The sequence below is a fragment of the Bacillus sp. A1 genome, from assembly GCF_042296235.1.
Taxonomy (GTDB): Bacteria; Bacillota; Bacilli; order Bacillales; family Bacillaceae; genus Bacillus; species Bacillus velezensis.
The window spans coordinates 2,592,441-2,606,721 of the sequence record NZ_CP141181.1; the positions used below are offsets into that span (position 1 = coordinate 2,592,441).

Genomic DNA, 14,281 nt, shown 5'->3' on the forward strand with positions numbered 1-14,281 from the left:
AAAGTGCTTTATCGCGCCAATCGCAAAAAATGCATTTTAAAAACCATCGTTCCGTTTAAACGATGGTTTTTGGTTTGCCTGCCGTGAAGAAAAGACGTTCAGACTCTGTTGAAGGAGGCCGGTCTGTAAAATCAGCCGTCACCTTCTTCAGTTCAAATCCGGTCTCTGCAAGCATTTGTTCATATTCTTCAATGTAAAATGTTTTTTGCTCATGCGTCTCGTCGTAGCGGTCATAAGATTGTCCGTTCCATACGAAAAAGGACATATCATGGATGACAGAAAGCTCTTCATCGCCGGCAAAGCTTTGCCAGATATAGCTGATCTGCTCATCCTGATCCGCATGGGTGCTGTCCGGAAAAAGCTCCTTCATTTTAAATGGGGAATGGACGTCAAACAGAAGCAGGCCGCCCTCCTTCAAAACTTGAAAAACACTTTTGAAGGTGCTTAAGACATCATTTTTCGTTTTTAAGTAATTTAGGGAATCACAGCAGATGACTACAGCATCAAACTGTTCTTCAAAACCGGAAAGCTCTCTCATATCCTGCTGGAGAAAAAGAATCGGCTTTCCCGTTTTTTTCTGCTGGGCACAGCTCAGCATATCTTCACTCAAATCAATCCCCGTGACTTCGCAGCCTTTTTCAGCAAGCCTGATGGATATTTCTCCGGTTCCGCAGGCAAGATCAAGCACCCTTCCCTTTTCCGGAAGAGACGCTTCGATCCAGCCCGCCCATTCATCATACGGCGCATGTGACATTAACTCGTCATATACGCCGGCGAAGCCTTGGTAAATCATGAGTTCAAGCCGAGCTCAAGCTCTGCGAGCGGCGCGTCGCCCCATAGCTTTTCAAGATTATAGTAGCTTCTTTCATCTTTATGGAAAACGTGGACAATGACGTCGCCGAGATCAACTAAAACCCAGCGGGCCTCATCAAACCCTTCCATCTTTTTGACATCAATGCCGTTTTCTTCTGCCTGATCTTTAATTTCGCGCGCAATTGCCTGAACCTGTTTATCAGAATTCCCGTGGCAGATTAAAAAGTAATCCGCTACAAGTGAGATTCCTTCCATGTCCAGCGCTAAAATATCTTCTGCACGTTTATCGTCGCATGCTTTTGCCGCGATTTTTAATACGGAAGCTTGATTCATTTTCCATATTCCTCCTGTCGTTTTTGAGACACCAGCCAGTTATAGGTTGCAAACGTCTCCGGAAAGACCGGCTGGTTTTTTTTCATCAGAAATATCATTGTATTTTTCATCGCTTGTGAGAGCGCTTCGTTCAGATCTGTTTCCGCCAGACGGCGCACCTCTTCCACTCCGGGAAAATGGCGGCCGGGTTCAATGTAATCCGCAACGTAGATGACTTTGTCTAAAAGGGTCATTCCGGGACGCCCTGACGTGTGATAGCGGATTGCATCCAAGATCTCGGGATCAGTGATCCCCGCTTCTTTCTCAGCCAAATACGCTCCCACAGGGGCATGCCACAGCTCGGCATTGTAATCCAAGAGCTCAGCCGGCATTTTTTCCCGCACGATGATCTGCTTCATTTCTTCTTTCGGCCGGAATTTCGCATAATCATGAAAAATAGCCGCCATTTCCGCTTTTTTCGGATCTGCTCCGAACCGTCCTGCGAGAATAACCGCCGTATCTGTCACGCCGATTGTGTGGATGTAGCGATGCTCGGTCAGCTGTTCTTTGACGCAGGCAAGTGCTTCCTCACGATTCATATAAATCATTCTCCTCTATATACTGCCTCACTTTATCCGGCATTAAGTATTGCGTCGGCTTTTTTGCTTTGAGACGTTCTCTCAGCATCGTTGACGAAACGTCAAATTCCGGAACGTCGGCAAAAAGCAGCGGGTACGGGGTCTCAATATGATACCCCGGGCGCCGCACTCCGATAAATTGAATGAGCGTGAGCAGTTCGTCCAGTTTGTACCATTTCGGCAGATATTCAATCATATCCGCCCCGATAATAAAGAAAAGCTTGTCGTTCGGGTGCCGCTCCTTCAGTAAACGGACGGTATCATAGGTATAAGAAGGGCCTTTCCGGTCCATTTCCGCAAGCTCAAGCTTAAAGCCGGAATTAGAGCTGATGGCAAGCTTCAGCATCTCCACCCGGTGCCGGCTGTCTGTAAAGTCTTCATTCTGCTTATGCGGCGGGATTTTATTAGGCATAAACCAAATCTCATCGAGCTCCGCCTGATGAAGGACTTCATTAGCCATCAGAAGATGTCCGTTGTGCGGAGGGTCAAATGTGCCCCCGAATATTCCGATTTTCTTCATGTCAACCACCTTACGGAAGCTCGATTTGTTTATTTTCCTTTGATTCCTTATACAATACGATCGTATTTCCGATCGTCTGCACCAATTGTGAGCGGCTGCCTTTCACAAGGGCTTCTGCGACATCGTTTTTATCGTCTTCGCAGTTTTGAAGCACGCTGACTTTAATCAGCTCTCTTGCTTCTAAAGCCTCGGCAATCTGTTTCACCATGTTTTCGTTGACTCCGCCTTTTCCCACTTGAAAAATAGGCGTTAAATGATGCGCTTTTGAACGCAAAAACCGTTTTTGTTTTCCTGTTAACATTGTGTTCCTCCTAGTTTTCCTTCAACAATTGCTCTCATTAAGCCGCTGTCAGGCTCTTGTTCCGTCCACAGCTTGAAAGACAGTGCAGCCTGTTCCACAAACATGCCGACACCGTCAAGGGTTGTTAAACCTCTTTTTTCAGCTTCTTTTAAGAACGCCGTTTGAATCGGGTTGTATACGATATCACAAACGATGGCGCCCGTTTTGGCCCGTTCCAATGAGAGCGGCACGGCATCCGTTTTCGGATACATGCCGACAGATGTTGTATGAATAATGACGTCATATTGTTCAAGCTGATTTTCAGCTTCTTTTAAAGTAAGGGCGCGTTTCTGCTGAAAAGAGGGAGCAGCAGCAATCAGACTTTCCGCTTTTTCCGGCGTGCGGTTGCAAACGTCAAATTGTTTCGGCTCTCTGCGGACGATCGTCGTAAAAATCGCTCTTGCCGCTCCTCCCGCCCCAATCATGAGGATGGAGAGCTCTGATATCGGTTTGTCCAATACTTTGACTAAGGATTTATAAAACCCATCTCCGTCAGTATTATACCCGATGAGCCTGTCTCCCTCTCTTTTGACGGTATTTACGGCCCCGAGTACTTTCGCGCTTTCATGTATTTCATCCAGATGCTCCATGATCGCGACTTTATGCGGAACTGTGACGTTCACTCCGCAGATGCCAAGCGCCTTGATTCCGTTAACGGCGTCCTTGAGATGACGAGGTTCCACCTGAAACGCAAAATACTGCCCGTTGATGTTCTTATCTTGCAAAGCCGCGTTATGAATATCGGGTGACATTGAATGCCCGATCGGATTTCCGATTACTCCGTACAATTGTTTCATGCTCCCTCTCCCCTTCTCTCTATATTAATGAACGGCGGACAAATACGTGTACGCCTTTCGGAGCGTATGCCGTTATTTTTTTATCTGCTTGCTGCACCGTGACCCAGCCGAGTCCGGCAAAAACGATATCCGTCTTTCCTTCTTTAATCGTAAACGTGTGGGCCGTAAGCTCCGGAAATTCATCCAAATGATCTTTTCCGGGCGGGGTAAGCAGTTCTCCCGCATGCTTTTCGTATAAGGCATCAGCATTTTCAAGCTTTGTTCTGTGAATCATCAATTCATTCGGCATATAGCAGACAAACGCCGTTTTATCGCCTGATACATAGTCAAACCGGGCAAGCCCGCCGAAATAAAGCGTTTGTTTTTCATTCAGCTGAAAAGTGCGCGGCTTCAGTTCTTTTTTCGGTGTCAGCACCTTTAAGTCACGCTTGTCCACGTAATGCGCCATCTGGTGATGGTTAATGATTCCCGGCGTATCATAAAGCGCAGATCCGTCATCAAGCGGGATTTCAATCGCATCAAGCGTCGTGCCCGGAAATTGAGAGGTGGTAATAATATTCTCTTCCCCTGAGACCTCTTTAATAATCCGGTTGATAAATGTGGATTTGCCGACATTGGTACACCCCACCACATACACATCGCGCCCTTCGCGGTAATGTTCAATGGCGTCAATGACTTCCTTCATCCCTTGTCCGCGGGAAGCGCTGATTAAAAAGACATCAAGGGGTTTTAAGCCGTATTCTTTCGCTTCGCGTTTCATCCATTGGACGAGCCGTTCCCGCTTTACGGATTTCGGCAGGATATCGGCCTTATTACCGACAAGAATGATCGGATTACCGCCGACAAAGCGGTTCAGCCCGTTTATCCAGCTTCCGTTAAAATCAAAAATATCAACGACTTTGACAATAAGAGAGTCAGTATCGCCGATTGTGTGCAAAATATTTAAAAAGTCATCATCCGTTAATGAAACATCTTGAATTTCATTGTAATTTTTCAGTCTGAAGCAGCGCTGACAGATGACATTCTCTTTTGTGAGCGATGCCTTTGGCGCGTATCCGAGACCTTGTTTATCCTCGGTCTGGATCGTTACTCCGCAGCCGATGCAAACAACCTTTTCCATTCCTAATCCTCCCACTGAATATGGCCTTTACGTTTCAAAGAACTCAATATTCTCCGTTCAATCCGGCGGTTAAAGCGCGTCATGACTCCGTCAGAGGAAGCGACAGGCACGACGAGGATCGTATGATACCCGTTTCTGTTTCCGCCGAGAACATCAGTAAGCAGCTGATCGCCGATGACCACACAGTCTTCTTTTTTCAGATCCATGCTGCTGACAGCTCTTTTAAAGGCGCGCCCCATCGGTTTTCTTGCCTTATAAATAAACGGTATGCCAAGCGGCTCCGAGAATAATTTCACTCTTCGTTCATTATTATTGGAGACGATCGTGACTTTAATGCCGTGCTCCTTCATTTCTTCAAACCACTCGATTAATCGAGGTGTCGCACTCGGTCTGTCCCACTCCACAAGCGTGTTGTCAAGGTCTGTAATAATCCCTTTCACATTGCGTTCCTTGAGCTTTTCCGGTGTGATATGAAATATATTTTTCACAAATTCGTCAGGTAAAAAAAACTTTTTTAACAAAACCCGCACCCTTCCTTTTCTTTCTATCATCTATATGTCGAAACCTGTCAGATTTAAAAACAAAGTCGGACTCAGTAAAAAAATTTCGACAAAAATTGGGTTTCTTCACCAGTTGTGGATAAAATTACACACATTATCCACTCTTATTACATCCGGATTTATCCAGATTATAAACAAGATACTAACAAGTTATCCACTTACGAGTGTGGATAACAGAACGATTGTTCTTATTTGTATTTCATGGTAGATTAAAGATAACCTCACCATGATTGAAACGCAACCTTCCATCATATGCTTGCGTCTGATGATTGATTACAATTGTAAGGAGGTGCCACTCCCATTAATTGGGTCCCCGGCATGAGAAAGCTTTCTGATGAATTACTAATAGAATCTTATTTCAAAGCCAATGAAATGAATTTGAGCCGTGAATTTATCGAGTTAATTGAAAACGAAATCAAAAGAAGATCGCTCGGACACATTATTTCCGTTTCTTCTTAAACAGAAAAAAATTCCCGGGCGAATTTCCTTTTTTTACTCAGATGACTGATATTATATCACTTCGGTTATGCGCATTACTACCACTTTCAACAAAAAACACCCCTAAAATAGAGGTGTTTAAGAGGACGGCTGCTATATATTGAACCAATACAGACCGCCCAGGATGAGAATGACGACGAGCAGCACAACAAAAAATGCGTACCAGTACCCCGCATTCACCCGAGGAGGCGGGCATACAGGATATTGCGGAGGGAAACCGCGGTTCATAGCAATCGCCTCCAAAAGATGTTTTTTCTACAGCCTATGAAGCAGAAGCAAAACGGTTTAGGCAGCTGACGGCGTCAGCGTTCCAAAACCCGCCCATTTTTTATGCCTTCAATTAAGATTCTGGCGCCTTTTGGCGTCATATGATTTCCGGAGGGATCTATCAGTCCGGATTGGATCAGCGCCCGGTCTGTATCTTTGCCGCCGTCCGCGCGTATAAAGTGTTTCCAGTTATCCACCAGCGGCACTTTCAACTCAGCTGCAACCTGCCTCGTAACGCCGTTATAGGAATTATGCCATTTTCTCGCGCCGCCTTTTTCTTTAAAGGCTGAGGCTTTATATCTCGAATAGTAATAGAGATGATGCGTTCCGTTTCCTTCTATAACCGGGATGCACGTCATTAAAATCGGCTTTATGCCGTGATTTCTGCTTTCGTTTATGAAATAAGTCAGGTTTTCTTTAAACCGTTTCTTTGATACCCGCGGCTGATCGCCCGTCAAAATGCCCGCATCATTTGTTCCGAACATGATAAATAAATATTGGGGCTTACGGTCCAGCACGTCGCTTTGAAAGCGCAGGCGCGCATCCTCAGTCGTCTGGCCGCCTATTCCCGCATTTATAACCGTAAGACGGCCGCGTTCCGCTGTTTTTAACATGTTTACCCACTGCTGCGCCTTCGGATAATCACGATAATCCCAGTTGGAACCGCGCGTATTGCTGTCGCCGAACGCGACAACACTTTTCTCTTTGCCCGCGGCGCATCCTGATAACAGACAGATTATCGTAATAAAAAGAACAGCAAACTTCATTTTCTCTCCCCCCAAACCTTACCTCCTATGGTACACATCTCTTTGGCGGCTTTCAACGCGGCGCTCTCTTTACTGGATATGAAAAGGGCCGGAATCCTGTCCGATCAAATCCGAAACCTTAACAAACGTGTAGCCCTGCTTTTTCAGCTTGGGAATGATTTCTTTCAAAGCCTCAACCGTCTGGCGCCGGTTTCCTCCGCCGTCATGCAGAAGAACGATATCTCCATCTCTGGCATGTGAAACAACGTGCCTGACGATTTTTCCTTTCCCGGGCCTTTTCCAGTCCCTCGGATCTTGGTTCCATGACCACATGATGATATGATAGCCCTCTTTTAAGATGCTTTTGAAAGCCGTATGATTCAGCGACCCTCCCGGCGGGCGGAATAACTTGTCCCCTTCCGGCTGCAGCGATGTGATATGATGCGCTGAGCTGTGAAGCTCTTGTAAAATGTCTTTGCGTTTCAGACGGTGAAAATAAACATGGTTCATCGTATGGTTGCCGATTTCATGCCCTTCTTCAACGATGCGTTTTGCCGTTATGGGGTATTTGTCTATACGGCTCCCGACACAAAAAAAGGTTGCTTTCACATTGTGCTGTTTCAGCACGTCTAACACTGCCTCCGTATAGACAGGATGGGGGCCGTCATCGAAGGTTAAAGATAGTTTCTTTTTTTCAGACCTTATATCCCAGTACACGTTTCCCGTCTTCTCCATGTCACTTCTTTTTAAAGATTTCGCATCGGCGGACACGGCAGTGAGACTCGTGAGGACGCATATCATGATGATCAGATGAAAGCATCTCAACGTTTACACCTCCAGTAAACACTACTGTTAACGTGTCCCCTTTTATAAAAAATCATTCTCTGCATCAAATGATGCACATCACCCGCTTCCCGCTTGTTTTTGTCCAAATCCGGGTGCAGCCGTTTCTCATCAAACGGCAAATGCTGATAAACAAATGAGCTTATCGGACAGCTTATTTTAATAGAAGGAGATAGATTTGTGCTGTATACTAATTGAAAAGAGGTGAACGTGCAGATGATAAAAAAGGGATTCAGTCTTGCCGTCATCATTGCTGTCGTGATGATCGGCTTTATGCAAAAAGACGTCTGGCTCAGCATGATTCGCGCGGGCGGCATGTACGCCGTGCTTATGAGTATCCTTCTGGTCGCAGCTGACGTATTTTTTCCGATCGTTCCATTCGCCATTATCGCGGCCTTAAACGGAGCGGTTTTCGGGATTGTAAACGGGGTGTGGATTACATTGTCAGGCGCAATGCTCGGAACAATGGCATTGTTTTTTCTCGTCCGGTACGGATTCAGAGACTGGGCCAGAAAAAAGTTGCTGGCTTACCCGGCCGCGGCCCAATATGAAGATTCATTTCATCAGCACGCGTTTACGGCGGTGCTTTTCGGACGGCTGATTCCGATTATACCGTCGCTTGCCATGAATACCGTCTGCGGGCTGAGTCATATCCGATGGCCGATCTTTTTTTCTGCGTCGGTGCTCGGCAAAATTCCGAACATTGTGATCGTGACAGTCGCAGGCGCTTCATTTACAAGCAACAAACTGCTGTCTTTCGGGATTTACGGAATGTATATGCTCGTCTTAATGGCGGTCATTTATAAGAAGTTTCACGGCCTTTTAAAAACAACGAAAAAATGAAGCGCGTACCGCCCCCTATTCCGGCGGTACGGCTCCTCTCATTCTGAGAACTTTTCCGTTACATTCTGAACCGATCACTCCATGTTTTTCTTTCTGTAAAATGACAGAGCCGCTTTATTGCCCCCGAAACTCTCAGGTGATATTCCGAAACACCCTTCGCTCTGAAAAGCTGACGAAAAACGAATCCTCACGAAATGAAACGGCCGTCTCTTTATGTTTGTTTACATTGATCCGCTTGAAATACATCAGGAGTCCTCCTTTTTGCGGCCGCAAATAAGAACGAGCATAAAACGGCTGCCAACGCCAGCATAACAGCAGCGCCTGCGATGACGATGCCGCGGACGGACGAACTGACAGAAGCCGCTCCGAAAACCGCCGTTACCACTATAATGAAGACAGCTTCGACTAATGAATAAAAGCTCCCCACTCTCCCCATGATGTCCACCGGAACATTCTTTTGATAAAACGTCAGAAAGCCTGTATTGGCAAATGCCAGAAAAAAAGCGAGAAGGAAAAATCCGAAAGCAGCCGTCCAAAAAACGTCAGAAAAAGCATAAATCATATATCCGGCCGCTGTGAATAAAGAGCCTATTCCCATCAATAAAGAAGCCGGCATTTTTTTATTAAAGAACACATTGACAAGCGCCCCCGCAATAATGCCTGCCCCTGAGACACTGACGAGAAAACCGTAATCGGCATCAGTCAGCTGAAGAACCTCTTTTGCAAAAGCGGCTTCAAGCGAATCAAGCGCGGATGGCATAACGGTCATGACCAGACTGAATAAAAAATAAATGATCATGACGTTTCGCGCCGTTCGGCTGAAGCGATAGACGAGCTTCCAATCTTCTTTGTACACTGCCAAAGAAAGCTTCTGTCTGGGAGAATGTACGTGAGGCTCATTTTCAAGGTTCGGCAGCATCATCGTGATGAACCCGGACAGCACTAAAGCCGCCGCATTCACCCAAATCGCAAAAATCGGCGTGCCGGCGATAAAAAGCAGCCCGGCCGCAGCCGGACCGAGGAGAAAAGCCCCTGATTCCGACAAAGCCCTTAGTGAATTGAATCGTTTTCTCCTTTCAGCCGGGATAAGCATCGTCACATACGCCATGGAACACGGACGAAACATCGCATTGGCCATTTGAATCAAAAATACAATACAATAAACGGAAAATAAAGACCGTGCAGTAAACATCAGCGGCAGAACGGCAATGAATGCAGCCCGGATGAAATCAAGCGACATCATCATATTCCGTTTGTTGCACCGGTCGATGATGCTGCCCGCCCACCCATTTGTCATCAAAACAGCCGCAGGCCTGATTAAATAAAGGATGGAAACCGCAAAAGCAGACCCCGTTTCTTTTAAGACAATAAGATTAAGAGACAAAAAATAAATCCATTCACCAATATTTGCTATCCCGATTCCGGTTAACAGAAACATCGGGTACCGCCAAGACTTCAGGTTTTTCATCTTATCCCTCCCTTAGAAATAAAAAACGCCCTCAAGACAATAAAGTCTTGAGGACGGGAAACAGCCCGCTATGCCACCTCAATTCGGTTTGGTGCCGGCCATGCCGGGTACAAAGCTTACTCGGTAACAGGAGTATCCGCCGCATCATCCTCGTGTTGCATGATTCCGATGCGAAGCTAAGAGGTTTGTTTCAACACATCCATTCATACTCCTTCACAGCTCCCGGAGCTCTCTGTCATGAATGATATCTGTCTACTCGTCTCTTCAGCGCTTTTCGGTTATATTGTTTTTACCCTTACTTTTTTTAACAATATACAGGCTCAATCAGCAAAAATCAAGAGGCTGTGAGAAATAAAACCCGATTTTGATTAATTTCCCTGTACAGACACAAACAGCCCTACCGACACATACAGTTACATATAGGCGATTGCCTACATAACTTTGTGGAGGTGAGGACGGTGACAGGTGTTTTTGCAGCGCTCGGGTTTATTGTGAAAGAACTTGTGTTTTTAGTATCATACGTGAAAAATAATGCCTTTCCACAACCGCTCTCAAATAATGAGGAGAAAAAATACTTAGACCTTATGGCTGAAGGAGATGAACACGCCCGCAACATGCTGATCGAACATAATCTCCGTTTAGTCGCCCATATTGTGAAAAAATTCGAAAACACGGGAGAGGACGCAGAAGATCTGATCTCCATCGGTACAATCGGGCTGATCAAAGGAATTGAAAGCTATTCAGCCGGAAAAGGCACGAAGCTTGCCACATATGCCGCACGATGTATTGAAAATGAGATTTTAATGCACCTGCGCGCATTGAAAAAAACGAAAAAAGACGTCTCCCTTCATGATCCGATCGGCCAGGATAAAGAAGGGAATGAAATAAGCCTGATCGATGTCCTCAAGTCGGAAAGCGAAGATGTGATCGACACCATTCAGCTCAACATGGAACTTGAAAAGGTCAAAAAATATATCGACATTTTAGACGACCGCGAAAAAGAAGTCATCGTCGGCCGCTTCGGGCTTGATCTAAAAAAAGAAAAAACGCAGCGCGAGATCGCAAAGGAGCTCGGCATTTCAAGGAGTTACGTGTCGCGGATTGAAAAACGCGCATTGATGAAAATGTTTCATGAGTTTTACCGGGCGGAGAAGGAGAAGCGGAAGAAGAAGGGAAAGTGAGCGAAAAGCCGGATCTGACATCCCGGCTTTTTCTGCATTTTAGGACATTGCTCTTCTAGTATAACTTCAGGATTTAAAAATAAAACATAACAAATGAATAGAATTCGTACAATCGTTAACCTTTTTAATAATTTTTTATTGATATTTAACCCCTTCAACACAGCCCTCCCTTTTTAACAATCCATTTCATTTGGGCTACACCCCCATCATTGAATGTATTTCCTATGAAAAATGATTTTGAACCTCATAGGAACCCTTACATGACAGGGTTTTTGTTGTTTTTTCATTGTTTATCAAGACCTAAAGCAAAAGAACTTGCTATTTCTCAAATACATCCACCAAATGTTCAATGTTAGTTTGTTCTTCATACATACTAATAATAAAAATAAAACCTAGTTGAAACTTTACAAGACAAGCTGAATTGACTATAGTCTAATTAGACTAAAATATTGATGTAAAGAAGTGAAAAAAATTAGATGATAAAGTCTTTTTTAATGTTGGGGCAGTCGAATATGGCGGGCCGTGGATTTTTGAATGAAGTAGACCCTATCTATAATGAAAAAATAAAAATGCTGCGCAATGGACAGTGGCAGATGATGACAGAGCCGATTAATTACGACCGTCCGGTTTCCGGCGTTGGCCTGGCGGCATCTTTTGCAGATGCATGGTCGAAAGCTCATCCCGATGAAGAAATTGGCTTGATCCCCTGTGCGGAAGGCGGCAGTTCATTGAATGACTGGCATCCGGAAGGCATCCTTTTTCAGCATGCTTTGTCCGAAGCCCGCTTCGCCCTCCAGTCCAGTCAAATTTGTGGAATCCTTTGGCACCAAGGTGAGAGTGACAGTTATCGTTCGCTGCATGAAACTTATTACGAGAAATTAACTCTTATCATCGAAACGCTAAGAAACGAGTTGAAACTTGATGAGGTACCGTTGATTATTGGAGGGCTTGGTGACTTTCTTGGGAAGACCGGTTTTGGACAGCACGCGACTGAATTTCGACAGGTTAATGAACAATTGCTGCGTTTTGCTAATGAACAACAGAATTGTTATTTTGTTACTGCGGCAGGTCTGACTGCGAATCCTGATGGCATTCATTTAGACGCAGCTTCACAACGCAAATTCGGTTACCGCTATTTCGAGGCTTTTTCGAAAAAGCACCATATCCTGAAACCCATTTCGGGAGAGGAGCAATCACTGAAAGTGAATGGTGGCTATTCTAAAACAGAACAGATTTACCTTCATAGTATGGATTTGGCTTCGGGTAAAATCACGTACGCGGAATTTGAGGCGCGGATGGCGAAGGTGATGAAACCATGATTCCCTTACTTATCCTTGGCTTGCTCATCCAAAACCCCGGAGCTCACGGCTATGAACTTCTGGCTTTAATGGAAAAACGTCATTACAAATACATTGTTAACTTCACGAAAGGTTCATTTTATTACAATCTGCAGCAACTTGAAGAAAAGTGTTTGATTGAACAGATTCAGCAGAAACCCTCAACCAGCGGGCGTGAAATCCGTAACTTTAAAGTCACAGATTCGGGAAAGGCAGAATTCGAAAAATTAATGATCAAATACGGCACCAAATCGGAATATGTGAACCTGCCATTTTATGGGGCGTTACTCTTTGCCGATGAATTCGACAAAAATAAATTACTGGATCTGATCCAATCACAAATCGATCAGACTAAAACTCGAATCGAGCTTCTTGATGAATACCTGTCCATCACTCAAGAAATTCCCGGCACAATCAATTACTTTCGCCGCATGAATGAAAATTCCCGTTCACATCACTTGGTTAATTTAGAGTGGTTCGAAAAATTGAAAGCAGAAATAGAGTGAACTATTGCATAATAAAAAAATGCAATGTTACATATGCAAAAATATTAGTTACCTACATATAAAACCTGTGTCACAGATATCTTGTAACACCATTGATACAGGTTTTATACTCCTTCTTTAATTAAACCAGTATAGGGTTGTCAACACTTGCCCCCAACAAGAGCAAGTGAATCAGCTGCGTATTCTTCTTTTTCAATCCGTATGAATAACCACTTTTTTACACCTATTTAATATTCAAGTAAGGCAACTGATTTTTCTCCTTCGTCCGCTAAACTGCTGCTTTCGTCGAATAAGTAAAAGTGATCTCCCTTAAAGAGGAATCACTTCCTCTTTCTTTTCAATAGAGAAAGTTTTGTTAAAGGTAATTGATAAAACAATGATAACTTCTTTCATCTTATGAAACCCAAGAGTTATTAGGTGGTTTTCTTTATCTATACAAATACAGGTGAATAACTTAATTTATTACATATAAGTTATCCTGCAAAACTGTGCACGAAATGTCGGGTAGATACATTTCGCTCCTGTTATTCTTTTGTTAAAGGAGGTCAAATAAATGGATTCGCTTAAAAGGATGAACAGCGCATTAACGTATATTGAAGAAAACCTCACGAACGATATTGATTTCAAAGAAGCAGCAAGGCTTGCTTTCTGCTCTGAATATCATTTTAAAAGGATGTTTTCCTTCCTTACAGGTATTTCATTATCGGAATATATTCGCCGCAGACGTCTTACTCTTGCAGCTTTTGAACTTAAAGACAGCAGCGTAAAGGTGATTGATCTTGCGATAAAATACGGTTATCACTCACCAGATTCTTTCGCACGAGCATTTCAAAATCTGCATGTCATAAGACCATCAGAAGCTAAACATAATGGCCATTCACTTAAAGCTTATCCGCGAATGACCTTCCAGTTATCAATCAAAGGAGGAAATGAAATGAACTATCGCATTGAAGAAAAAGAGGCATTTCGCATCGTCGGCATTAAAAAAAGAGTCCCTATTTTGTTTAAAGGCGTGAATCCTGACATTGCATCGATGTGGGAAAGTTTAGATGAAGCAGCAATCAATCAACTAAAAGAGCTTTCTAATGTAGCGCCTGTAGGACTCATTAGTGCATCCACGAACTTTTCTGAAGGCCGGACAGAGGAAACAGGAGAGCTTGATCACTATATTGGCGCAGCCACAACGAAACATTGCCCAAATCACCTATCACAGCTTGAAGTCCCTGCCTCAACGTGGGCTGTGTTCGAAGCATCCGGATCATTTCCGGATGCACTGCAGGAAGTATGGGGGCGGATTTATTCCGAATGGTTTCCATCGTCACATTATGAACAAATTGAAGGCCCAGAAATCCTGTGGAACGAGCATAAAGATGTAACATCGCCATCTTTTAAAAGTGAAATTTGGATCCCCATTTCAAAAAAATAATATATCTTACAAAGAAATTAGAGGAATTGAAGGTTTTAAGGGAGGGGTCTCATCCCCTCCTCTTTT

18 protein-coding genes are annotated in these 14,281 nt (G+C 44.3%); 6 read left to right on the forward strand and 12 right to left on the reverse strand.

Annotated features, from left to right (window positions below; all coding sequences use genetic code 11):
* Window positions 1-55 precede the first annotated feature (55 nt).
* Genes U2H13_RS12625 through U2H13_RS12660 form a run of 8 tightly spaced genes read right to left on the reverse strand, consistent with a single transcriptional unit; the run spans window position 56 to window position 5,061 of the window.
* On the reverse strand, window positions 56-793 hold the full coding sequence (locus U2H13_RS12625) for a class I SAM-dependent methyltransferase (RefSeq protein WP_167408922.1): 738 nt from the start codon (window positions 791-793) through the stop codon (window positions 56-58).
* Entirely contained in the window at window positions 790-1,146 is a 357-nt protein-coding gene (gene rsfS / locus U2H13_RS12630) for a ribosome silencing factor (RefSeq protein WP_003152864.1), read from the reverse strand. Before rsfS ends, U2H13_RS12625 begins: the two co-directional genes overlap by 4 nt.
* Window positions 1,143-1,724 (reverse strand): bis(5'-nucleosyl)-tetraphosphatase (symmetrical) YqeK, encoded by a 582-nt coding sequence (gene yqeK, locus U2H13_RS12635; RefSeq protein WP_376700481.1) that lies wholly within the window; start codon window positions 1,722-1,724, stop codon window positions 1,143-1,145. Before yqeK ends, rsfS begins: the two co-directional genes overlap by 4 nt.
* A complete protein-coding gene (locus U2H13_RS12640) occupies window positions 1,714-2,283 on the reverse strand; it encodes a nicotinate-nucleotide adenylyltransferase (RefSeq protein WP_007408258.1) in 570 nt (189 codons plus the stop codon). Before U2H13_RS12640 ends, yqeK begins: the two co-directional genes overlap by 11 nt.
* A 10-nt stretch (window positions 2,284-2,293) precedes the next feature.
* Entirely contained in the window at window positions 2,294-2,584 is a 291-nt protein-coding gene (gene yhbY, locus U2H13_RS12645) for a ribosome assembly RNA-binding protein YhbY (RefSeq protein WP_003152858.1), read from the reverse strand.
* Window positions 2,578-3,420 carry a shikimate dehydrogenase gene (gene aroE / locus U2H13_RS12650; protein ID WP_015417858.1) on the reverse strand — a complete coding sequence of 281 codons (843 nt, stop codon included), beginning with the start codon at window positions 3,418-3,420 and terminating at the stop codon, window positions 2,578-2,580. Before aroE ends, yhbY begins: the two co-directional genes overlap by 7 nt.
* Before the next feature lie 19 nt (window positions 3,421-3,439).
* A complete protein-coding gene (gene yqeH, locus U2H13_RS12655; protein WP_376700482.1) occupies window positions 3,440-4,540 on the reverse strand; it encodes a ribosome biogenesis GTPase YqeH in 1,101 nt (366 codons plus the stop codon).
* A gap of 2 nt (window positions 4,541-4,542) precedes the next feature.
* Complete coding sequence (locus U2H13_RS12660; protein ID WP_007408254.1) at window positions 4,543-5,061, reverse strand: YqeG family HAD IIIA-type phosphatase; 519 nt, start codon at window positions 5,059-5,061, stop codon at window positions 4,543-4,545.
* A gap of 357 nt (window positions 5,062-5,418) precedes the next feature.
* Here U2H13_RS12660 and U2H13_RS12665 point away from each other — a divergent pair, with 357 nt between their 5' ends.
* The gene (locus U2H13_RS12665; protein ID WP_003152850.1) at window positions 5,419-5,559 is read left to right on the forward strand and encodes a sporulation histidine kinase inhibitor Sda; all 141 of its coding nucleotides are present in this window, start codon (window positions 5,419-5,421) and stop codon (window positions 5,557-5,559) included.
* A gap of 132 nt (window positions 5,560-5,691) precedes the next feature.
* Here the strand turns inward: U2H13_RS12665 and U2H13_RS12670 are convergent, their stop codons facing one another.
* The 3 genes from U2H13_RS12670 to U2H13_RS12680 all read right to left on the reverse strand — a co-directional run bounded on the left by U2H13_RS12670 (window position 5,692) and on the right by U2H13_RS12680 (window position 7,436).
* Window positions 5,692-5,826 carry a hypothetical protein gene (locus U2H13_RS12670; protein ID WP_258570278.1) on the reverse strand — a complete coding sequence of 45 codons (135 nt, stop codon included), beginning with the start codon at window positions 5,824-5,826 and terminating at the stop codon, window positions 5,692-5,694.
* A gap of 74 nt (window positions 5,827-5,900) precedes the next feature.
* On the reverse strand, window positions 5,901-6,632 hold the full coding sequence (locus U2H13_RS12675; protein ID WP_022552932.1) for an SGNH/GDSL hydrolase family protein: 732 nt from the start codon (window positions 6,630-6,632) through the stop codon (window positions 5,901-5,903).
* A 69-nt stretch (window positions 6,633-6,701) separates the two neighbouring features.
* On the reverse strand, window positions 6,702-7,436 hold the full coding sequence (locus U2H13_RS12680) for a polysaccharide deacetylase family protein (protein ID WP_007612700.1): 735 nt from the start codon (window positions 7,434-7,436) through the stop codon (window positions 6,702-6,704).
* A gap of 234 nt (window positions 7,437-7,670) precedes the next feature.
* On the opposite strand from U2H13_RS12680, the gene U2H13_RS12685 reads away from it, so the two are divergent.
* Entirely contained in the window at window positions 7,671-8,297 is a 627-nt protein-coding gene (locus U2H13_RS12685) for a TVP38/TMEM64 family protein (protein WP_103526738.1), read from the forward strand.
* Window positions 8,298-8,508: 211 nt separating this feature from the next.
* On the opposite strand, the gene U2H13_RS12690 is transcribed toward U2H13_RS12685, so the two are convergent.
* On the reverse strand, window positions 8,509-9,765 hold the full coding sequence (locus U2H13_RS12690; protein ID WP_154817570.1) for an MFS transporter: 1,257 nt from the start codon (window positions 9,763-9,765) through the stop codon (window positions 8,509-8,511).
* A 458-nt stretch (window positions 9,766-10,223) separates the two neighbouring features.
* Here U2H13_RS12690 and sigK point away from each other — a divergent pair, with 458 nt between their 5' ends.
* From sigK to U2H13_RS12710, 4 genes are all read left to right on the forward strand, one after another.
* Window positions 10,224-10,946 carry an RNA polymerase sporulation sigma factor SigK gene (gene sigK, locus U2H13_RS12695; RefSeq protein ID WP_007408248.1) on the forward strand — a complete coding sequence of 241 codons (723 nt, stop codon included), beginning with the start codon at window positions 10,224-10,226 and terminating at the stop codon, window positions 10,944-10,946.
* Window positions 10,947-11,422: 476 nt separating this feature from the next.
* Entirely contained in the window at window positions 11,423-12,265 is an 843-nt protein-coding gene (locus U2H13_RS12700) for a sialate O-acetylesterase (protein WP_121984380.1), read from the forward strand.
* Complete coding sequence (locus U2H13_RS12705) at window positions 12,262-12,789, forward strand: PadR family transcriptional regulator (protein ID WP_121984379.1); 528 nt, start codon at window positions 12,262-12,264, stop codon at window positions 12,787-12,789. The genes U2H13_RS12700 and U2H13_RS12705 overlap by 4 nt, the downstream gene beginning before the upstream one ends.
* Window positions 12,790-13,342: 553 nt before the next feature.
* Window positions 13,343-14,215, forward strand: a complete 873-nt coding sequence (locus U2H13_RS12710) for a GyrI-like domain-containing protein (protein WP_376700483.1) — start codon at window positions 13,343-13,345, stop codon at window positions 14,213-14,215.
* Window positions 14,216-14,281 lie beyond the last annotated feature (66 nt).

Bases quoted from the DNA above. Each gene is read 5' to 3' on its own strand.
- U2H13_RS12690 (WP_154817570.1), bottom strand. From the start codon at position 9,765: ATGAAAAACCTGAAGTCTTGGCGGTACCCGATGTTTCTGTTAACCGGA.
- rsfS (WP_003152864.1), bottom strand. From the start codon at position 1,146: ATGAATCAAGCTTCCGTATTAAAAATCGCGGCAAAAGCATGCGACGAT.
- U2H13_RS12665 (WP_003152850.1), top strand. From the start codon at position 5,419: ATGAGAAAGCTTTCTGATGAATTACTAATAGAATCTTATTTCAAAGCC.
- yhbY (WP_003152858.1), bottom strand. From the start codon at position 2,584: ATGTTAACAGGAAAACAAAAACGGTTTTTGCGTTCAAAAGCGCATCAT.
- yqeK (WP_376700481.1), bottom strand. From the start codon at position 1,724: ATGAATCGTGAGGAAGCACTTGCCTGCGTCAAAGAACAGCTGACCGAG.
- U2H13_RS12675 (WP_022552932.1), bottom strand. From the start codon at position 6,632: ATGAAGTTTGCTGTTCTTTTTATTACGATAATCTGTCTGTTATCAGGA.
- U2H13_RS12625 (WP_167408922.1), bottom strand. From the start codon at position 793: ATGATTTACCAAGGCTTCGCCGGCGTATATGACGAGTTAATGTCACAT.
- aroE (WP_015417858.1), bottom strand. From the start codon at position 3,420: ATGAAACAATTGTACGGAGTAATCGGAAATCCGATCGGGCATTCAATG.
- U2H13_RS12685 (WP_103526738.1), top strand. From the start codon at position 7,671: ATGATAAAAAAGGGATTCAGTCTTGCCGTCATCATTGCTGTCGTGATG.
- U2H13_RS12700 (WP_121984380.1), top strand. From the start codon at position 11,423: ATGATAAAGTCTTTTTTAATGTTGGGGCAGTCGAATATGGCGGGCCGT.
- U2H13_RS12640 (WP_007408258.1), bottom strand. From the start codon at position 2,283: ATGAAGAAAATCGGAATATTCGGGGGCACATTTGACCCTCCGCACAAC.
- U2H13_RS12705 (WP_121984379.1), top strand. From the start codon at position 12,262: ATGATTCCCTTACTTATCCTTGGCTTGCTCATCCAAAACCCCGGAGCT.
- U2H13_RS12710 (WP_376700483.1), top strand. From the start codon at position 13,343: ATGGATTCGCTTAAAAGGATGAACAGCGCATTAACGTATATTGAAGAA.
- yqeH (WP_376700482.1), bottom strand. From the start codon at position 4,540: ATGGAAAAGGTTGTTTGCATCGGCTGCGGAGTAACGATCCAGACCGAG.
- U2H13_RS12670 (WP_258570278.1), bottom strand. From the start codon at position 5,826: ATGAACCGCGGTTTCCCTCCGCAATATCCTGTATGCCCGCCTCCTCGG.